This is a genomic window from Gordonia sp. NPDC003950 (assembly GCF_053605205.1).
Genome location: NZ_JBSGIT010000034.1, coordinates 1 through 20,355, shown reverse-complemented (window position 1 = coordinate 20,355; position 20,355 = coordinate 1). Strand labels below are relative to the sequence as shown.

13 protein-coding genes and 4 pseudogenes are annotated in these 20,355 nt (G+C 65.8%); 11 read left to right on the top strand and 6 right to left on the bottom strand.

All coding sequences use genetic code 11. The features are described 5' to 3' along the window. Positions 1 to 131: 131 nt before the first annotated feature. The 3 genes from ACWETB_RS22185 to ACWETB_RS22175 all read left to right on the top strand — a co-directional run bounded on the left by ACWETB_RS22185 (position 132) and on the right by ACWETB_RS22175 (position 2,819). Entirely contained in the window at positions 132 to 659 is a 528-nt protein-coding gene (locus ACWETB_RS22185; RefSeq protein WP_452213685.1) for a DUF3349 domain-containing protein, read from the top strand. Continuing rightward, positions 656 to 1,831, top strand: a complete 1,176-nt coding sequence (menE, locus tag ACWETB_RS22180) for an o-succinylbenzoate--CoA ligase (protein ID WP_452213714.1) — start codon at positions 656 to 658, stop codon at positions 1,829 to 1,831. The genes ACWETB_RS22185 and menE overlap by 4 nt, the downstream gene beginning before the upstream one ends. 115 nt (positions 1,832 to 1,946) lie before the next feature. Continuing rightward, the gene (locus ACWETB_RS22175) at positions 1,947 to 2,819 is read left to right on the top strand and encodes a DUF559 domain-containing protein (RefSeq protein ID WP_452213683.1); all 873 of its coding nucleotides are present in this window, start codon (positions 1,947 to 1,949) and stop codon (positions 2,817 to 2,819) included. A 50-nt stretch (positions 2,820 to 2,869) separates the two neighbouring features. Here the strand turns inward: ACWETB_RS22175 and ACWETB_RS22170 are convergent, their stop codons facing one another. Then, positions 2,870 to 4,330 carry an alpha/beta hydrolase gene (locus tag ACWETB_RS22170; RefSeq protein WP_452213681.1) on the bottom strand — a complete coding sequence of 487 codons (1,461 nt, stop codon included), beginning with the start codon at positions 4,328 to 4,330 and terminating at the stop codon, positions 2,870 to 2,872. A 314-nt stretch (positions 4,331 to 4,644) separates the two neighbouring features. Between ACWETB_RS22170 and ACWETB_RS22165 the strand changes: the two genes are divergently transcribed. The 3 genes and pseudogenes from ACWETB_RS22165 to ACWETB_RS22155 all read left to right on the top strand — a co-directional run bounded on the left by ACWETB_RS22165 (position 4,645) and on the right by ACWETB_RS22155 (position 7,206). Beyond that, positions 4,645 to 5,526 carry a metal ABC transporter substrate-binding protein gene (locus ACWETB_RS22165; RefSeq protein ID WP_452213679.1) on the top strand — a complete coding sequence of 294 codons (882 nt, stop codon included), beginning with the start codon at positions 4,645 to 4,647 and terminating at the stop codon, positions 5,524 to 5,526. Further along, positions 5,523 to 6,290 carry a metal ABC transporter ATP-binding protein gene (locus ACWETB_RS22160; protein ID WP_452213677.1) on the top strand — a complete coding sequence of 256 codons (768 nt, stop codon included), beginning with the start codon at positions 5,523 to 5,525 and terminating at the stop codon, positions 6,288 to 6,290. The genes ACWETB_RS22165 and ACWETB_RS22160 overlap by 4 nt, the downstream gene beginning before the upstream one ends. Beyond that, positions 6,287 to 7,206, top strand: a pseudogene (locus ACWETB_RS22155) (metal ABC transporter permease). Before ACWETB_RS22160 ends, ACWETB_RS22155 begins: the two are co-directional and overlap by 4 nt. 15 nt (positions 7,207 to 7,221) lie before the next feature. Here the strand turns inward: ACWETB_RS22155 and ACWETB_RS22150 are convergent. The 3 genes from ACWETB_RS22150 to ACWETB_RS22140 form a co-directional block, all read right to left on the bottom strand. Then, positions 7,222 to 7,428 carry a hypothetical protein gene (locus ACWETB_RS22150; RefSeq protein ID WP_348805011.1) on the bottom strand — a complete coding sequence of 69 codons (207 nt, stop codon included), beginning with the start codon at positions 7,426 to 7,428 and terminating at the stop codon, positions 7,222 to 7,224. Positions 7,429 to 7,965: 537 nt separating this feature from the next. After that, the gene (locus tag ACWETB_RS22145; RefSeq protein WP_449741478.1) at positions 7,966 to 8,412 is read right to left on the bottom strand and encodes an Hsp20/alpha crystallin family protein; all 447 of its coding nucleotides are present in this window, start codon (positions 8,410 to 8,412) and stop codon (positions 7,966 to 7,968) included. A gap of 420 nt (positions 8,413 to 8,832) precedes the next feature. Beyond that, on the bottom strand, positions 8,833 to 12,201 hold the full coding sequence (locus tag ACWETB_RS22140) for an AMP-binding protein (RefSeq protein WP_452213674.1): 3,369 nt from the start codon (positions 12,199 to 12,201) through the stop codon (positions 8,833 to 8,835). 265 nt (positions 12,202 to 12,466) lie between these two features. Here ACWETB_RS22140 and ACWETB_RS22135 point away from each other — a divergent pair, with 265 nt between their 5' ends. The 3 genes and pseudogenes from ACWETB_RS22135 to ACWETB_RS22125 form a co-directional block, all read left to right on the top strand. Beyond that, on the top strand, positions 12,467 to 12,787 hold the full coding sequence (locus tag ACWETB_RS22135; protein ID WP_452213672.1) for a transposase: 321 nt from the start codon (positions 12,467 to 12,469) through the stop codon (positions 12,785 to 12,787). 44 nt (positions 12,788 to 12,831) lie between these two features. Next, positions 12,832 to 13,434, top strand: a pseudogene (locus ACWETB_RS22130) (DDE-type integrase/transposase/recombinase); the annotation flags it as partial. Positions 13,435 to 13,565: 131 nt separating this feature from the next. Then, positions 13,566 to 14,333 (top strand): annotated as a pseudogene (locus ACWETB_RS22125) (transposase); the annotation flags it as partial. Positions 14,334 to 14,414: 81 nt separating this feature from the next. On the opposite strand, the gene ACWETB_RS22120 reads toward ACWETB_RS22125, so the two are convergent. Beyond that, positions 14,415 to 14,891 carry a PaaI family thioesterase gene (locus ACWETB_RS22120; protein WP_006896186.1) on the bottom strand — a complete coding sequence of 159 codons (477 nt, stop codon included), beginning with the start codon at positions 14,889 to 14,891 and terminating at the stop codon, positions 14,415 to 14,417. 114 nt (positions 14,892 to 15,005) lie between these two features. Here ACWETB_RS22120 and ACWETB_RS22115 point away from each other — a divergent pair. Both ACWETB_RS22115 and ACWETB_RS22110 read left to right on the top strand, forming a co-directional pair. After that, positions 15,006 to 15,640 (top strand): annotated as a pseudogene (locus tag ACWETB_RS22115) (TetR/AcrR family transcriptional regulator). Positions 15,641 to 15,726: 86 nt separating this feature from the next. Then, a complete protein-coding gene (locus tag ACWETB_RS22110; RefSeq protein WP_006896188.1) occupies positions 15,727 to 18,768 on the top strand; it encodes an MMPL/RND family transporter in 3,042 nt (1,013 codons plus the stop codon). Positions 18,769 to 18,806: 38 nt separating this feature from the next. On the opposite strand, the gene ACWETB_RS22105 is transcribed toward ACWETB_RS22110, so the two are convergent. Beyond that, the gene (locus tag ACWETB_RS22105) at positions 18,807 to 20,030 is read right to left on the bottom strand and encodes an IS110 family RNA-guided transposase (RefSeq protein ID WP_006896189.1); all 1,224 of its coding nucleotides are present in this window, start codon (positions 20,028 to 20,030) and stop codon (positions 18,807 to 18,809) included. Between the last annotated feature and the right edge of the window lie 325 nt (positions 20,031 to 20,355).

Sequence of the window (20,355 nt, the reverse complement as noted above, 5' to 3'; positions counted from 1 at the left end):
GAACCCGGCCGACCTCGCATCGAGGCGGCCGGGTTCGGCTATGTGAACCAAACGTGGCGATCACCGTGCTGCCCCCTACAATCGCGACAGGGGGCAGTCGGGAGTCGTCCGATGAAGAGAGGTGGTCACTCGTGGCCGATCGACCGTTGGTGGGGCGGATCATCGACTGGCTTCGTGCCGGGTATCCCCACGGTGTCCCCGAACGCGACTACAACCCGCTGCTCGCCATCCTGCGCAGGCAACTGTCCGCAGAAGAGGTCGAGCACGTCTCCGGCGAACTGATCTCCGAGGCCGCACCGCCGCCCGAACCGATCTCCAAGATCGACGCCGGCGTCAAGATCACCGCCGTCACCCACGAACTCCCCCACGACGACGACGTCTCCCGCGTGCAGCGCTACCTCGAAGAGCACGGCTTCCCCTTCGACGACGCCCCGTTGGCGCCTCCGGACCCCTCCCCTCCGGCCGGCTCATCCCCCTCCAACCCTTCCGCTGGTCGAGGCGCCCCTTCCGACGGTCCGCCGTCCCCTCCCGCTGGCTCATCCCCTCCCGCTGGTCGAGGTGCGAGGAGCGCTAGCGACGAGCCTCGAGACCACCGCACCGACGCACCCAACCCACCCACCGATGACGAAACCACCGACAACCCCGAGGACCAACCCTGAGGCCCCTGCAGCCCCTCCCGCTCCCACCGGGCCTCGCCGTCCTCGACCGCCTCGACGACCTGCGCGCCATCCTCGACGGAACTTCGGCGTTCGCGCCGGTCCCCGCCGACGACCCGCGCACCACGCAACTCCTGCATGACGCCTTCGCCATCGGCACCCCGATCGACGACGAGGTGTCGCTGGTGATCGCCACCTCCGGCAGCACCGGCACGCCCAAGGGTTCGCAGCACACGCCCGCCACGCTCGCCGCATCAGCCGCCGCGACCGCCACACACCTCGGCGGAGAAGGCAATTGGCTCCTCGCCCTGCCACCGCACCACATCGCCGGCCTGCAGGTGTTGTTGCGCGCCCTGGCCGCGGGCTTCACCCCCGACGTCCTCGACCTGACCCGCGGCTTCGATCCCGACGCCTTCGCCGACGCCCTCGAACGCTTCGACGGTCCGCGACGATACACCTCGCTGGTGCCCACCCAGCTTGTGAAGGTGCTCGAACATCCGCGCGCCACAACAGCTCTCGCCAAGGTCGACGCGCTGCTCGTCGGCGGTGCCGCCACTCCGGAACCGTTGCTACGCAAGGCACTCGACGCCGACATCCCCATCGTCCGCACCTACGGCATGAGCGAGACCGCGGGCGGATGCGTCTACGACGGCATTCCCCTTGACGGCGTTCACCTTTCGCTGCTCGACGAGAATCCCGACGGTGTGGGCCGGGTCGTCATCACCGGCCCGATGGTGGCGCATGGTTATCGCCTGCGGCCGGATCATCCGGCGTTTCCAGCCCCAGCCACCGGGGCCCGCGCAAACTCCTTCCGCACCGACGACCTCGGCCGCATCGACGACAACACCCTCCGCATCGTCGGCCGCGCCGACGAGGCCATCTCCTCCGGCGGGCTGACCATCGTCCCACAGGTGGTCGAGGCGATCATCGTCACCGATCCGGCGGTCCGTGAATGCGCCGTCGTCGGACTCCCCGATGACCGCCTGGGCGAGAGAGTGGTCGCGATGATCGTCGCATCGGAAACCGTTGACACCCAACGTATCCACGACCTCGTCGCAACCCACCTCGACCGATATGCCGCCCCCCGCGAGATCTTCGTCGTCGATGAACTCCCCCTCCGCGGCCCGGGCAAGGTCGATCGGCGGGCGTTACGCGAGCGCTTCAGCACGTTGTAGTAGAACGTCACTCCAGGACGGCACGTTCTACTACAATGTCATTCGGTGTAGTCGTTCGGTACAACTTCTTTTGGTGCAACGGGAACCGCGGCGCCGCCGGCCGCGTCCAATCCGCATGTCTCTTCCTTCAGCCCTGCGAGTCCTCGCACTCGAGCACGACGGTGTCCTCACCGCCCGCGACTTCCGGAAGGACGGCCTGGATCGGGCTGCCGTCCACCGCCTCGTGCGCACCGGTGACCTGATCGTCGTGGCTCGCGGCGTCCACCGCGTCAGCACCTACCCGATGACGATGCGGACGCGCATCAGAATGACCACTCATCGCGCCGGCGTGCGGGCCATCGTGTCAGGCCACGCGGCCGCGTGGTGGTGGGACGCGATCGACACGCCACCGAGCACCATCACCGTGACGGTCCCGCTGGGACATCGATGCGCCATCCCGGGTGCCACCATCCGACACAGACGACTCAACAGCAAGGACGTCACGCAGCACTGCGGACTTGCCGTCACCGGGCTCGCGCTGTCGGTGTTGGAGGCCGGCGTCGAAAGCGGTATCGAGCTTGTCGATGCCGCTCTCCTGCATAACAAGGTCACCGAGGACGCCCTCCGCGCGGCCTACGATCGTCGACGCGGTTGCGAGGACGCTGCGGCCATGGGCATGCTGCTCGACGGCATCGGGTCGGGTGCGCGGTCAGTGGCCGAACGCGAGGCGGTACGGCTACTCCGTGCCGCCGGCATCGAAGGTTGGATCGCCAATCACCCAGTGCCGCCGTACAAGATCGACTTCGCCTTTGTCGCCAAGCGCGTCGCCGTCGAGATCGACGGGATGGCGTTCCACCGCGACGCACACGCCTTCCAGCGTGATCGGCGGCGTCGCAACGATCTCATCGCTGCGGGTTGGAACGTCCTCAACTTCACCTGGGCCGACATCGTCGAGCGGCCGGAATACGTTATCGCCCGCATTCGTCAGGCACTCGCCGACGCCAAGTGAGAGACGTTGTAGTAGAACGTCACTCCAGGGCGATACGTTCTACTACAACGTCATGGGGTCGCATCAGCAGACGCCGTGGGTACAGCCGACGCTGTAGCCGCCGTCGACGCGGCGGACGCGGTGGACGCGGTGGCGGGCTCGGCTGTGGTCGTTTCCGCACTCGAACTCGGCTCCACCGTTCCACTCGAGGTCGGGGTCGTGACGTCAGTCGCGGGCACCTCGGCGGAGGTCCCCTCATCCTCGATCGCCTCGGGGGTGGGTGCAGCACTCGTCGTAGGCGCTTCGTCGTCGGAACTCGCCACTGACCGCAGACCGACGCGAGACGTCACGGGCGGCGCCACAGCGGCATCCGCAGCCGACGTCACATCCGCTGCCGACGTCGCAGCCACAGCCGACGTCACATCCGCTGCCGACGTCGCAGCCACAGTCGACGTCGCACCGGCAGCCGCCGCCGTCATCGCATCCTCGATCTCCTGGGCGTCGTTGTCCTCGTCAGCGGCCCATGCGAGCCAGTTGTGACCACCGTTGGCGTACTTGAATTCGATGGGCACCCCGGCAGCGGTGGCGATGCCCTGCAGGATCACCGTCGACACCAACGCCCCGACCTCCAGCACGATCCCCAACGCCAATCCCTGCACCGCGGCCGGCAACAGGACCGGCAGTAGTTCGGGCGTGTCCTGCGCGACCTGCTGGATCAACCCCCACGCCGTGGACAGTTCGATCTCGGTCGGGATTCCCGTGCCCGTGGAGATGATGACGGTCTGCCCGTTGGCCTTCGCCTCGGCGATCCGTTGCGAGACGTCGTTGACGGCCCAGGTGTTGCCCTCACTGAGAGGCAGTCCCCACATCGCCCACAGCCCGTTGGTGATGTTCGCGCGCGCGATCTGGATCAGTGGAATCGCGATCCAGCCAACAGGATTGTCGGTTTCGTAGTAGCCGGAGTAGGAGCGGATGACGCTGAACACCTTCGGATGATTGAGCCCGATGATCACCGCCGGTGCCCCCGACATCGACACCCCGACGATCGCGTTGTTCGACGTCCCCACGTCGAAGTTCTCCGCCAGGTACGCGGGCAGTTCGTCGCCGACGAACCCGTCCCATTGCAGCGCGGTGTCGCTACCGGTGGGGGCTTGTTGCCAGTCGGTCATCCACTCACCGGCACCACCGGCGGGCATCACCAGATTCGTGCCGGTGGAATACGACGACACCGCGCCCGCGTCGGCGGTCGACCAGGTGCTGTACTCCGGATTCGCACCGAGTCCGTCGAGGAAGTACACGGCGTGTTCGGTCTCACCGGCCTCGTTGTCGGAGGCGCGAACCTGCACGACGACGTTGCGCCCCAACGATTCTGAGTAGAAGGTACAGGTCTGGACGTGCTGGGCCTGCTCCTCGGGGGTGCGCCACACGCAGCCGGCGTCGTTGCGGAGACGATCAGGGTCCACGGCCCAGGCGTGACCCGCCAGGCCCACCGTCATCGCCGACGCGGTGCACGCCGCGATCGATGACACCATCACCCGGCATCGAGCACGACGAGACCAGCGAATTGTCATGGTGGAGGACCCTTTCCGGTTTCCCCAACTCACTGTCGGCGCGCCACCTCGACACGCACGATGGCAACGCCGTTGCCGCAAGGGACATTACGGGCACCGGCCGCGCGGTGCAGCACAACTCCCGCATTTGATTTCGCAACGCGAACGATTGGTCGAGCAAAGCCCCCACCCCGGTCGGTTTCGCCGGACTTGCACTAATACGGGTCGCCGAACTTATGATGTAGGCATGCCGCAACATCGAGTTCGTTTGATGACACTCATGGTCGTCGGGGTTGATGGCCGCGTGGACGGTGATCGGATGCTCGGGCAGCTCACGCGCCGACGGCGACAAGCCCGTCGTCCTCACCACGTTCACCGTGCTCGCCGACATCGCCGCCAACGTCGCCGGCGATCGCCTGCAAGTGGAGTCGATCACCAAACCGGGCGCCGAGATCCACGGCTATGAACCCACTCCCGCCGACGTCCGCAACGCGTCGACGGCGTCACTGATCGTCGACAACGGTCTCAATCTCGAGGCCTGGTTCGGCCAGTTCGTCGAGGATCTCGACGTGCCGCACGTCGTGGTCAGCGCGGGCGTCGACCCGATCCCGATCGCCTCCGACGCCTACGCGGGCAAACCCAATCCGCACGCCTGGATGAGCCCGGTGAACGTCGGGATCTACGTCGACAACCTGGTCGCCGCGTTCACCGATCTCGATCCCGACGGCGCCGAGACGTACCGGGCCAACGCCGCCGCCTACAAGCAGCAACTCGACGGCGTCCAGGACGACCTCGTCGCCGCGCTGCAGGAACTGCCGGCCAACGAGCGCGCCCTGGTCACCTGCGAGGGCGCGTTCTCCTACCTCGCCCGCGACGCCGGCCTCACCGAGCACTACCTGTGGCCGGTCAACGCCGAATCCCAAGCGACCCCGCAACAGGTCGCCGGTGTCATCGATGTCGTTCGCGAGCAGGGCATTCCGGCGGTGTTCTGCGAGTCGACGGTGTCGGACAAGCCGATGCAGCAGGTGGTCTCGGCCACCGGCGCCCGCTTCGGCGGCACCCTCTACGTCGACTCGTTGTCCGAGGCCGACGGCCCGGTGCCCACCTACCTCGACCTCATCCGCCATGACGTCACCACCATCGTCACCGGCCTCACCGGAACCGCACCCGCGTCATGACGGCCACCGACACCGGCTACGCCATCGACGTCGACGACGTGACGGTCCGCTACGGCGACGTCCTCGCCCTGCACGACACCACCCTGCGGCTTCACGCCGGCACCGTATGCGGTCTCGTCGGGATGAACGGCTCCGGCAAATCCACCCTGTTCAAGACGATCATGGGTCTGATCACCCCGCAGTCCGGTGGTGTCCGCATCGACGGACTCACCCCGGCCCGTGCTCGACGCGGCGGAACCGTCAGTTACGTACCGCAATCCGAGGACATCGACTGGAGCTTTCCCATCTCGGTGCGTGAGGTGGTGATGACCGGCCGTTACGGGCATCTCGGTCTCACCCGTCGTCCCCGCCGGCGCGATCACGAGGCGGTCGACGAGGCGCTGCGCCGCGTCGAGCTCACCGAGTTCGCCGACCGACAGATTGGCCAATTGTCCGGTGGGCAACGCAAACGGGCGTTCGTCGCCCGCGGTATCGCGCAAGGCGCGTCCATTCTGCTCCTCGATGAGCCGTTTGCCGGTGTCGACAAACGCACCGAGGCCACCATCATCGCGCTCCTGCGGGAACTCGCCGACGACGGCGCCACCGTGCTGGTGTCCACCCATGACCTGCAGGCGCTGCCGCAGTTGGCCGATCAGGCCGTGTTGCTGATGCGCCGGGTGCTGGTGCATGACACGCCGGAGCGAGTCATCGCCCCGGACAACCTCATTCGCGCTTTCGGACTCGATCCGCTGGACGACGCGCCGGTCACCGGGGAGCGACGATGATCGACCTGCTCGTCGACCCGTTCGCCTACGGATTCATGACCCGCGCGCTGTCCGCGACGATCATCGCATCGGTGGTGTGTGCACTGCTGTCGTGCTGGTTGGTGCTCATCGGCTGGTCGCTGATGGGCGACGCGGTCTCGCACGCGGTGCTGCCCGGCGTCGTCCTCGCCTACATCCTCGGCGCCCCCTTCGCGTTGGGCGCCATCATCTTCGGATTCCTCGCCGTCGGGTTGATCGGCGCGGTCCGCTACCGTGGCCGTGTCAAGGAGGACGCCGCGATCGGCATCGTGTTCACGACGCTGTTCGCGTTGGGCCTGGTGCTGATCTCGGTGACTCCGAGTCAGACCGATCTCAACCACATCATCTTCGGCAACCTCCTCGGCGTCTCCCGAAGCGACCTGCTGCAGATCGCGATCCTCGGCGGCATCGTCGCGGTCGTCCTGCTCGCCAAACGACGCGACTTCACCTTGTACGCCTTCGATTCCACGCACGCCTTCGCCATCGGCCTGAGCCCACGAGTCCTGGGCGCCACACTTCTCGGGCTGCTGGCCCTGACCGCCGTCACCGCGCTGCAGGTGGTCGGCATCGTCCTGGTGGTGGCCATGCTCATCATCCCCGGCGCCACCGCACATCTGCTGACCGACCGGCTCCCCCGGATGCTGATCGTCGCCCCAGCCGCCGCAGTCGTCAGCGGCGTCGTCGGCCTCTACATCTCCTACTATCAGGACACCTCACCCGGCGGCATGGTCGTTCTGACACAGGCATCTTGTTCACCCTCGTCTATCTGTTCAGCCCGAAGTACGGGATCGTGACCGGCTGGTTCACTCATTCCGCCAGTCGAGCCGCCGCAAGGCACGGGGGGCGTATCCGCCGGCCCGAGCGCGGGACATCCCCCGCGCGCATCCCTGGTCAGTGACAACCGCACCATCGACTATCCACGGCGGTCCCGGTACTCGTCCGGGTCGTCGGACCCGACCGGCAGAGCCTGTTCGGCCAGGTCGGCGTCGGCGGCTTCGACGGTCACGCTGTCGATGTCGGGCTCGCTGATGTCGGCATCGGCCGGATCGACCGACAGACATTGCTCCACAACGTCCGCCACGTCGGCATCAACGGAGGCACGCAAGCGATCGACTGGCATATGAATCCCACCTTTCGACTAAGGCCGTACTCGTTAACGAATACCTCTGGCAGGGAGGGGTTCTCGGGTCCCGACGACCCGGAACCACCTCACCTGACCTTCGAGATATCACTGTGCGATCGGAATCTTCCTGTGTCACCGGCTTTCACGCGGCGCCACCGATCACCTCCTCCCACTATCGGTCGATTCCACGGGCTTGGGCGTCCGGCATCCACCACCGACTAGGCGGTGCGCGCTGCCGACCACCGCGCGACGACGGCCGCCGTCCGCCGCCATCACCGTCGGGATTCTCGGTGCCACCGATCCGCCGCCGAGCCGCCCGACCGAACGCTGTTGTCGTTCTGGACCGTGCGACGCAACGGCATCGGCGTTGGTGGGCAGCGGCAAACAGTGCGTCGATCTCGGCGGCCAGCCAGGCCTCCTCCGGCTCCAGAATCTCAGGAAGTCCCTGCGTGACAACCACATCGAGGCAATCCGTCATGTCCATAACCTCTACTGATCAACTCACGTCTCATGGAAACGGAAGTCGATGGGCCCTCAGCCCGCCCCGGCGGTGATCTCCTGGCGCCCTGCCCCGGAATGGCCGATCTCGATCTTGCGGGGTTTGGCCTGCTCGGCCACCGGAATGGTCACGGTCAGCACACCATTGTCGTAGGCGGCCGAAATCCTGGCCGGGTCGACGCCGTCACCGAGGGTGATCTGACGGCGGTAGGTACCCGAGAATCGTTCGCTGGCCAGCCATTGCACCCCGTCGTCGGACCGAGCACTGCGGTGTGCCGACAACGTGAGCACTCCGTTGTCGACACTCAGGTCGATCGAACCGGGATCTGCACCGGGTAGGTCCGCGACCAGCGAATAGTGATCATCGACCTTGAACACGTCGATGGGCATGAACCGGGGAGTACGCCGGGTAGCAACCGGCTCCCCGGCCAACAGGACCCTTGCCCAGTCATCAACAGCAGCAAAAGGATCGACACGCAGCACAGCAAACACCTCCTATGTCCAGGGATGCCGCCAGGTTGACGGCACCACACTCACCATCACTGCGTGCCGACAGATTAGCACTCCCACGTGACGAGTGCCAAGACCTTTCCGGAGCAAATTTCGCCCAACTACGCACGCGTGCAGCATGACTCGTCGGAGCCAACCCGGATCATCTCCGGCAGTCATGCTGTGGTTTCCGTCGGCCGAGTCCGACCCCGCCGGTCCGGTAGACCGAACCGTCGTCGAGCCGACCCTCGTCGGTCGAGCACCCCCTCGTCGGTCGAGCCGCCGCGAACCCCCAGGGCGAGCGGCGAGTCGAGACCACCGCGGTGGAACTGCGCGGCATCAGTCGGTCCTGTCGCGGAGGGAATGGCACGGACGGGCTCACCCGGCCAGAGATATCACCGACGTCGGGCGTCGTCATTCGGATGCCCGAACCCCGATCAACCCGCCCGGGCCGTCGTCGGTGACATCCCACCGCACCCGCCGCCCCGTCCGGAACAGTCGCCCGCCACCCGGTCCGGCCACGAAGCGTGATGCGGTGAGCGCCGGATCGCCGATGTACCCGCGGGCCAGTCCGGTCCCCACCAAGTACAGTTCGCCCACCGCGCCCGGCGCGCCCGGCTCCAACGAACTACCCAACACCACAGCACCCATACCCGCCAACGGATTTCCGATCAGATCGGGGTCGACGCCACGCCGATACCGCACCACTGTCCCGATGACGGTGGCCTCCTCCGGGCCGCGGATGTGGTCGAGGACCGCCGTCGCCGACCACGCGTCGGCCAGCTCGGCGGGCAGCGCATCGCCGGTGACGAGCACATGCCGCACCGCGGGCAGCTCGACGGGCTGAAGCGTCTGCAGCACAGCGGCATTGGCGATGATCACCGAGGCGTGCGCACCGCGCAGCCAGTCGGCGAGTTCACTGTCGTCGCGGGCGGCCGGAGCGACGACGACGGGCGCACCGCCGACCGCGGCGAGGATCAGGCTCAGCACCGACAGGTCCGAGTCAGGGCCGGTGGTCAACGCCACCCGGTCGAGGACGTCGACGCCACCGATACGCGCCAGGCGATGCAACCCGCGATGGGTCACTCCGACACTCTCCGCGGCGAATCCGTCACCACGGTCAGCAGAGCGGACCACGACGTATGCCAACGCATCGGGCGAAACCCACGGATCATGTGACGCGGCAATCGGTTTGGTGGGCAGCGGCGGAATGTCGCTGTGGGTCAGCGCAAAGGGCGTCGCGCATGCCTCGAGCACCCCGGCCAGATCCTCCGTCTCCGCGGCACCGTCGACCATCACGCACGTCGCCCCGACGCGCCCCACGGCCCAGAAGGCGACCACCCATTCGGTGGACCGTTCGATCAGCAACGCCACCCGATCACCGGCGCCCACCCCGTTGTCGGTGAGGTGCCGAGCCGTCGCCGACACCCACCAGTCGAGTTCGTCGAATGTCAACGTGCGGTAGCCATCGTCGACGGCGATGAGGTTCGGAAAACGACGCACCGCGGTCTCGAACAGCTCGGACAACAGCGGCGGGTCCGCGTCATCCGGGGCAGCCCCGGCCCGGGTCGCGATGAACGCCTGCTCTGCGCGGGTGAGCAGCATCCGTGATTGCACCGGCTCACCCGGATCGCCGGTGAGCACGCGCAGCGCCTGCCCGATGCGGGCGGCCAGCAGCTCGATGGGCTTGTGGGAGAACAGATCCAGCGGATACACCAGGTGGATCTGACGGTTCTCCGGGTTCGGGTCCACGACGACCCGCAGGTCGTATCCGTGGGCATTCGCCTCGACGGTGTCGCCGACGGCGAACTGCACCTGAGTCACCGGGCGCGTTTCCGCGGCAACGGGCAGGTCGAGTTGTTCGACGATGTCGGCGAGGTCGATCTGCGCGTGGTCGGCGGCGGCGACGTCGGCGTCGCGGACGGCGTCGATCATCTCACCGACGGTGAGCGATCGGGGAAATCGGGTGCGCAGCACCACCGTTGCCGGTTCGGCGTCACCCTCGCCCGGTCCGATGGGGGTGACGACGGCGATGTCGTCACGGCTGGTGTGCACGCTGAGCGCGAAAGCCGTTGCCGCATGCAAGATATGAACGACGGTGGCGTCGTGGCGACGGGCGGTGCGGTCGATGAGTCCGACGAGGCCCTCGGTGATGGTGCGGGAGATGACCCCGGCCGACGGTTTGCGATCGGCCGGCCGACGGTCGACGAGACCGAAGTTACCGGGATACTCGTCGAGGGTCTCCGCCCAGAACCGCAGCAGCGCATCATGTTCGGATTCGTCATCGGTGGGCACGGTCTCCGGCTCGGCGGGAGCGTCGTCGGCGACACCGACAGCAACGTCAGCCGGATCGGGCTCATCAACGACAGGTCCATCGACGACAGGTTCGTCGACCACCGCCTCGACCGCGCCCTCTGCAACGTTGACAGCGCTCGTTCCGACGTCGACAGCGCCCTCTGCGACGTTGACAGCGCCCTCGTCCCCGTCGACAGCGCCCTCGTCCGCGTTGACAGCACTCTCGTCCGCGTTGACAGCACTCTCGGGCGCGCTGACGTCGACGTCATCGACGCCCGCACCAGCGCCCCCGGGCTCCACCACCCGCCCGTCCTCGTCGACGGCGACGATCTCCCCGGTGCGGAACATGCGGCCGCCGACCTGGTCGGGGTCGGCGACGAACCGGGCCGCGGTCTGAACCGGATCGCCCCAATATCCGCGCGCCAGTTGAGTTCCGGAGAGATACAGTTCGCCGCTCTGTCCGGGCGCCACCTCACGCCCCTGGTTGTCACGGACCGACCAGTCGATCCCGTCGAGGACGGCCCCGCGGACACCGGTGCCGGCGGTGGGGTCGACCTCCCCGCCCACCGACCACCCACCGGTTTCGGCGTGACCGCGCAGCGCGACGAGCCGCAGGTACGGGTGGGCGGCGAACCAGTCGGCGTGCGCGATGGGTGTCGGGTCACCGCCGGTGACGATGCACCGCAGGGCGGGCAGGTCGGTGGCGATGGCTGCTGCGGCGGCCGGGTCGGTGAGGCCGGTCATCTCCGTCGGGGTCTGGGTGACGATGGTGACGGCATAGGTGTCCAGGGCGGCGACCAGCAGCGTCGGGTCCGCTGCGGCGGCGGCGTCGATCACCACCACCCGCCCACCGGAGGCCAGCGCACCGAACACCTCCCACGCCGACTGCAGCGCGGTGAGCGGGTGCGCCCAACTCCACACGTCGGCGGGTCCGGCGGCGACGACGTCGAGGCCGGCGCCGAGCATGGCGGTGAGGTTGGCGCGGGTGACGCCGACCCAGCGGTCGGTGCCGGCGACGGGTAGCAGGTACGCATCGCCCGGTTGGGGTGCGCCGGCGTCGTCGCGGTGCCAGTCGATGGTGAGCCCGGCACTGATCGTCGCGACCGGTCCCGCGGCCGGGCCGTCATCGTCGGAGGCCGTGTCAGCGTCGGAGTCGAGGGCCGGGTCGAGCGGGATGTAGGCGGCGCCGGCCATCAGCACGCCGACCATCGCGACGACGGTGTCGGCGCTACGGGGCAGGCGTAGGGCGACGCGGTCGCCGTAGCGGATGCCACCCTTGCCGAGGTCGATGGCCAGGCGTCGGGCACGTGCCGCGAGCTGCGCATACGACAGCACGGTGTGCCCGTCGCTGACGGCGGTGGCCGCGGGGGTGCTCACCGTGTGCGGGATGAGCGCGCGGATCGGGTCGAGGGTCGGCGGACGACGGACCGGTGTCACCGACGACTCGGCCGCGTCGATCTCTTCCGGCGTTTCCGCTGGACCCGTCACCGATTCCTCCACCACCTCGAACTCCCTCGGCCCACCGTGGGCGCCGTGCACCCCACGACCAAGCGTTCACACCACAGAAACCCTATGTCACGGTGGTCGTCGGGGCATGGGCGTGTCGAATGGGGGGCGGCAGCGCGACCGGCAACGGTGAAGTACCGAATGGTTGTCCACACCGAGCGTCGGCCGGCACTCAACACCCGCGCAACGGTGGTACTGATCCGTCCCCGGGTTTCCGGAGGGCTCCTCTCAAGGGAGGATGAAACCTATGGCAGCGGGATCGAAGCGGTACTCGGCTGAGTTGCAGCGAGACGCCGTGGAGATGGTGGCCCAGTTGGTGGCGCAAGGGTCGGCGGAGTGGCCAGCGATGCGCAAGACCGCAGATCTGCTGGGGGTGACCTCGGCGGAGACTGTTCGTCAGTGGGTTCGTAAGGCCCCGGCCGCTGATGCTGAGGGCGCGACCGCGAAAGCCGACAACGAGGAGATCCGCAGGCTCAAACAGGAGGTCGCCGAACTCAAACGGGCCAACCGGATCCTGAAGGCGGCGTCGGCTTTCTTCGCGGCCGAGATCGACCGGCCACACCGGTAATTGTGGACTTCATCCGCACCACCAAGGACACCGGGTGGGTGCGGATGGTCCTATCTGGGGAGTCGATTCGATGTGCGCCGTGCTGTCTGAGCACGGCTGGCGCATCGCCGGAGTCCACATACTACGACCACATCAACCGCGGGCCGAGCGTGCGGATGCTCACCGACGCGCAGGTCATCGATGCGATCTTCATGCTCCGCAAGAACAAACCCCTGACCCGCGTTCTGGGTACACGAAAGACGTGGATAATGCTGCGTGGCACCGGATTAGATGTTGCTCGGTGCACGGTTGAGCGGGTCATGCGGGAGATGGGATGGCACGGCGCGATCAAGAAGAAGCGGGTGCGCACGACCATTCCTGACGCGGCGGCCAAGCGGCCGACGGATCTGGTCGACCGGCAGTTCTATGCCGCGGCACCTAACCGCCTGTGGGTGGCCGATTTCGCCTACTGCCGCACCGAATCTGGTTGGGCCTACACGGCATTCGTGACTGACGTGTTCGCCCGCAAGGTCGTCGGCTGGAAGGTGTCCACGGAGATGACGGTGAACTTGGTGACCGATGCGATCAACAATGCGATAGATAACAGAAAGCGTTGCGGGGTGGTCGATTTGAGCAAGCTCGTCCATCACAGCGATGCCGGATCGCAGGGTGGATTCAATCGGTCGTCGCAACACCTCGATGACGGAGGTGTGCGATGGGACGCAGCAACAAGCAGACACGCCAGGCGCCGGTGGGTGCCCGCCGGCAGTGGGCGGCGGATCGGGCGTTGCGCCCGTCGATGCGGTCACCGGGGAGACCGGAACCCTCGCGTGCGGTGCAGCGCGATTTCTGGCGGCCGATCGCCTCAGGAGCGACGACTGCCGACGCCGCGGAGGCCGTCGGCGTGTCGTGGCCGGTCGGGTCCCGGTGGTTCCGTCACGCTGGCGGCATGCCGCCGATCAGCCTGGACGAGCCCACGGGCCGCTACCTGTCGTTCACCGAGCGTGAGGAGATCGCACTGTTGCGCGCCCAGGATGTCGGCGTGCGGGAGATCGCCCGTCGGATCGGACGCGACCCGGGGACGATCTCACGCGAGCTGCGCCGCAACGCGGCGACCCGCAGCGGCACGCAGGTCTACCGAGCCGGAGTGGCGCAGTGGAAAGCGCAGCAAGCCGCGAAACGCCCGAAAACGGCGAAGCTGGTAGACAACGACAGGTTGCGTGAGTATGTGCAGGAGCGGCTCTCCGGGGCCGTCCGCCGGCCCGACGGCACCGCCGTCGCAGGCCCCGACACGCCCGCGTGGAAAGGACTGAACAAGCCGCATCGGCAGGACCGACGGTGGGCGACGGCATGGAGCCCGCAGCAGATCTCGCACCGGCTGAAAGTTGATTTCCCGGAGGATGAGTCCATGCGCATCAGTCACGAGGCGATCTACCAATCGTTGTACATCGAAGGTCGAGGCGCCCTGAAACGGGAGTTGGTCACATGCCTGCGCACCGGCCGGGCACTGCGGGTGCCCCGTAGCCGATCGCAGAACAAGCCGCAGGGACATGTCACCGCGGACGTGGATCTCAATGCGGGTGCGCAAGGATGGGCCAGCTGGTGGATGCGGGGCGACTCTTCTGCTTGGTGGCGTGCCTGGCGGTCGCTAGTCGGCCTGAAAGAATCTGGTGATGAGGTCTGCTGTGGCGCCCCAGTCTCCGTGACGAAGAAAATGACTCAAGTCGACCTTTACGAAGACCGCTTCTGCGGCGAAATAGGTTGTGTCGCCGACAGTACCGTTGGCTTCGATGAAGAGCGCGCGGTCGGTTTCGTCGACGAGGGAGGCGGTGATGTGCACGGGGGTGTGCAGTGGGACCGGGCGTCGATACTCCACGGTGAGGGTTCGGGTGACTGCGGGTGTCTCGGCGATCCACAGGGTGAAACCCATGATGTCATCGCATGCCGCTGAGATGGCTCCGCCGTGGGCGAGTCCCGGGGCTCCTGAGTGGCGCTCGTCGAATTGCAGGTCGGCGTAGACGTGGTCGCCGTGCAGGTGTACCTCGAGGTGCAGGCCATTGGGGTTGTCTTCGCCGCATCCCATGCACCATGGTGCGTGTGCTGGTAGTGGTTTGTCGCCCCTCATAAGTGACCTTTCTGAGCCTTCAATCGGTACCGCCACTGGCAGTTTCGCTCTGTTACCGACGGTATTGTTGTGCAGTCAGGGGTTCGTGATTTTGGCTATATAGGGAGTGGCCAGGTGGAAACCATCGATTCCGACGATGTTGACCCGAGGCGGGTTCGGTCGCGTCAGCGTTTGTTGGATGCTGCGGTGACCTTGCTGAACAGTGGCGGGGTCGAAGCCGTTACCGTGGAGGCGGTCACTCGACTGTCTCGTGTTGCTCGCACCACCTTGTATCGTCACTTCGAGAGCTCCACAGATCTGGTGGCGGCTGCCTTCGAGCGATTGTTGCCTCAGGCCGAGACCCCCGAGACGACGACGTCGATCCGTGATGACCTGCTGAAGCTGATGCAGCGGCAGGCTGAGCTTATTGAGCAGGCACCGCTGCAGTTGACGACGCTGGCATGGTTGGCAATGCTTCCCGAGCAGCCCCGGCAATCCGGGCAATCCGACGGGGATCAGAACGCGCTCGCGCCACTGCGTCGTCGAGTCGTCGAGTCGTCGAGCAGTATCGAGAACCATTCGATCGAGTTTTGACGAGTGACGTGGCCACGGCGGAGCTCGGCGACCTCGATTTGACCATGGCAGTCACTCAACTGGCGGGCCCCCTTGTCTTTGCCAAGCTCACGGGCATTCGGTCGATGACCGTTGGCGATCTCGAACAGCTTGTCGACGATTTCCTCATGGCCCACCGGCGACACCAAACCTCCTGACCTCCTTCCCCATCTACGGTACTGCTAGTACCGTAACGATACCGTCGGTTTCGTAGACGGGCTGGGTCGAGGGTGAGGTGCTGCGTATGGTGGTCCAACGTCCAAGTGGTGGGCGCTTGGCGGCGCGCCGGTTGGCGGAACGCAGCGAGTACAGCACGACATTGGGGCGGTTGGCACGGTTCACCTTGGCGCACAGATTCCTCGTCATCGGGGCGTGGGTGGCTGTGGGTATCGTCTTGGCGATACTGTTTCCCCAGCTGGAGACGGTGGTGCGGCAGCAGTCTGTTGATCCGATCCCTGCTGGGGTTCCATCGTTTCAAGCACTCGATCAGATGGGTGGTGCGTTCGGTGAGAAGGGCGCCAAGACCACTGTTTTCGTGACCATGGAGAACCCGAACGGGTTCACCGACGTGGCGCGGGAACGCTACGACATGCTCGTTCTGCAGTTGCGCGAAAATTTCGACGATGTGCAGTCAGTGCGGGATTTGCTCTCCGATCCGACGACGGCCGGCCAGGCCTTGAGTGAGGACGGGCAAGCCTGGTACTTGCCTGTCGGGGTCACCGGAACTTTGGGAGGGCCAACGGCCACGCATGCTGTGGAGACCGTGCGCCAAACCGCGCAGCGCGTGTTTGACGGTACGGACACCACTGTCCATGTCACCGGGCCGACGGCCACTTTCAGTGACCAGATCGTCAGTGCTGAAAGCGATTTAGTCGTGATCACTGTGGCGACGGTGGCGCTTATCGCGATCATTCTGTTGATCGTTTACCGATCGCTGTTCACCGCGCTGGTGCCGTTGTTGGTGATCGGTGTCAGCCTCGGCGTGGGCCGCGGGGTCTTGTCCGCACTCGGCGAACTCGGTATGCCGGTATCGCAGTTCACCGTCGCGTTCATGACCGTCATCCTGCTCGGAGCCGGGGTCGACTACTCAGTCTTTTTCATCAGTCGCTATCACGAACGGCTACGCCAGGACGCTACCACTGAGGTTGCGCTCGTGGACGCGACAGCAACTATCGGACGGGTCATCCTGGCTTCAGCTGCCACGGTGGCGCTGGCCTTTTTGGCGATGGTGTTTGGTCAGCTGAGCGTGTTCTCCACCTTGGGTCCGGCATGCGCGATCGCCATCCTCATCGGATTCCTCGCCACGGTCACCCTGCTACCACCGGTGTTGCTGTGGGCGGCGCGATTCGGCTGGGGCGCACCCAGACGAGATCTGACCCGAAAGTACTGGAATCGCGTCGCCGTGCTCGTCGTGCGGCGTCCTGTGCCTCTGCTGGCACTAACCCTGGTCGGGCTAATCGTGCTTAGCGTCTTCGCGATGGGCATCCAGATCACCTTCGACGATCGTGAGGGGCAGCCCGCGACAACCGACAGCAACGAAGGCTACGCGTTGCTCGACCGTCATTTCCCTCAAGACGTCACTATCACTGAGTTCCTCGTTGTAGATGCACCGATCGATCTCCGTACTGCCAGCGGGCTGGCCGATCTTGAGCAAATGGCCTCACGTGTATCCCAGATCCCCGGAGTGACTCGAGTCATCGGTGTTACCCGTCCCACCGGGGACAAGCTCGAGCAAGCCGAGCTGTCCTGGCAGAACGGTCAGATCGGGGACCGGCTGGCGGGTGCGGTCGACGATGGCCAGAACCGCCGAGGTGACCTCGAACAGCTCCGTACCGGCGCATTCCAACTCGCCGACGGGCTTACTCAGCTCGACACCCAGGTACGCACCAACTTGGCCCCCCTGGCCGGCATCCTCGATCAGGCAAGCACAGCAGGGCAGCAAATTCAGCAGTACCAGCCGATACTCCGCCAACTCGCCGCATCTGCACCAGCGCTCGATCGCGCTTCTCAGAATGCCCCACAGCTGGCCGCGCTCACCCGCCAAACATCTGCAGCCCTGGCAACAGTGACCTCGATCCTGCCCATCCTCGATAATGCGCCCTGGTGCACCCAAGTCCCGCAGTGCGCAGCTCTGCGCGCGCAGACCCGCAATCTCGACGCCCTACTGAGCAACGGGACCCTCGACCAGATCGCCACGCTGTCAACACAACTCGCGCAGCTGGATACACCGATCTCAACAGTCACCGACCAACTCACTTCCACCGTCAACTCACTGGGCTCCACGCTGGGAAGCATCAGCAGCCAAGACCTTCCCGGCAAGCTCACCCAACTGCAAACAGGTATCAGTCAACTCGCGGCGGGATCACGCCAACTCGCCGCCGGTGTATCCGCGCTGATCGACAGCAACCTTCAACAACTCGCCGGGATGGCCGCGCTAGCCACACAACTACAAACCTCCGCCCGCGAGACCGCCGGAACAAACTCAGCAACCGGCTTCTACCTCCCACCTCAGGCCAACGCAGACCGCCGTTTCGTCGACGTCGCTCGCCAGTTCGTCTCGCCCGACGGCCATACCGTGCGCTACGCAATACAAACCAGCTTCGACCCCTACAGCACCGAGGCCATGCAACTGGCCGACACAATCACCGATGTCGCACTCGCCGCCAGACCGAACACAACCCTGCAGGACTCCAACATCGCGATAGCCGGGTTCCCCGCCATCAACGCCGATCTGCAACGTCTACTCACCGAAGACTTCCGACTCCTAGCGTTGGCCACCCTCACCATCGTCGGCCTGATCCTGATACTCCTACTCCGAGCACTCATCGCGCCGCTATACCTTCTGGGCACCGTCATACTCAACTACACCGCGGCACTGGGTATCGGTGTCCTGATCTTTCAACACATCCTCAAAACCGATATCGCCTGGCCCGTACCACTACTGGCCTTCATAGTCCTCGTCGCGGTCGGCGCCGACTACAACATGCTTCTTATCTCTCGCCTACGCGAAGAATCCCAAAACAACATCCGCATCGGCGTCCTGAGAACCGTCACCAACACCGGATCAGTCATCACCTCGGCCGGCCTCATCTTCGCTGCCAGCATGTTCGGACTCATGGCCGGATCCATCTCGATCATGACCCAGGTCGGACTCATCATCGGCATCGGCCTGCTGCTCGACACCTTCATCGTCCGCACCATCGTTGTGCCGACCATCGCCACACTTGTCGGCAGAGCAAGCTGGTGGCCGAGTACCCGAACCGACACGCATCCAGTGTCCCGCTAGTACGCACGCACGTGCCGAGATCTGACCGGCCCCGCCAGTCATCCAGCCATCGCGCCCACCTCATCGACTGACACCCGCTCGACGGTCGGCCGCGGCAACCACACCCTACCGTCGCGGATCAGTGCCCAGACCACGTCAACCAGACGTCTAGCGAGAGCGATGAGAGCGTGGACGTGGGAACGCTTCTCGCGTCGTTTGCGCTGGTAGAACTCGCGGGACGGGCCGTCGCGTTGCGAGCTGTTGAGTGCGGCCATGTAGAACACCTTGCGAAGTCCTCTGTGGTAACGCTGGGGTCTACGCAAGGCTCCCCGGCGGTTACCGGAGTCGTGCGGTACCGGAGCAAGACCGGCGTAGGCGGCGAGTCTGGCGGGCGAGCCGAACGAAGTGAGGTCGCCGCCGGTGATCGCGACGAGCTCAGCGCCGCTTCGGGTGCCGATGCCTGGCACGGATTCGAGAATCCGTGCGTGACGGTGGCGGCGGAACACCTCGGTGATCTGCTTATCCAGGTCGGCGATCTGACGGGTCAGCATGACCAACGAGGTAGCCGCGTGTTGCACCAGTAGGGCTGTGGTCGCCTCGCCAGGCAGGGTGACGGTCTGCGCGGCCGCCGCGGCACGGGCTTTGTCGATCATCTTCGGGATCGTGGGTCGGCGGACGCCGTGACTGCGCAGGTGGTCGTAGATCTCGTCGTCAGAGACCGCAGCGATCGCAGATGGCGTGGCGAAGCGGGTGAGGAACGTTAGACCGGTCAGTGTCGAGTAGTCGAAACACCGTTCTAGTGCAGGGAAGATGCGGGTCAGCAGGCCGCGCAGGCGGTTGATGCCTCGCGTACGTTCAGCGACGAGGTCGTTGCGATGTCCGGTCAGCAGGTCGAGTTCGATCGCGACGTCGTCGGGCGCCGAGACGGTGGCGAGATCGCCACGTAGGCGGGCTGTCTGGGCGATCACGACCGCATCGCGGGCATCGGTCTTGCCCTCACCCGCGAACGCACCGGTCATGCTGTGCACGACCCGGCCGGGCACGTAGCGGATCTGCTGGCGCCGCGCAGCCAGCACACCCCTCAGCAGCGCCGATTCCGGTGCGGTCATGTCGATCGCCCACACCACGAATTTCATGTCGGCGACCCGGTCCATGAGCGCTTCGATCGCCGGTTGATCGTTGGGAAGCCGCCGAGACCACAGCACCGTTCCCGCCTCATCGACCGCGGCGGCGTGATGCGCATGCCGACCGACATCAATTCCTACCCAGATCTTTTCGTCCATACTGTCCTTCCGTGTGCGGTTGGCTCGTCAGGGTGGTTTCGCCGGCACACCTTTACACAGCGACAAGTTCGCGAACACATCTCAATCAGCGGCCGAAACGACCCGTCACGGTCCGGGGTGACCTTCCACGCCAAGCCACCAGCGACAACAGGTGATTGTCGAGCCACGCCCCGAACCGCGGACGAACGTCCGAGGCGACCGCCCCGGACGTACTCCAACGTAAAGGTGATTGTCAGCGGACATGAAAAACTGCCCATGGGCGGTCACGAAAGTGCCCGCTGACGGCCAATAAGGACTGCCCATCGGCGGTCAGGAAAGTGCCCGT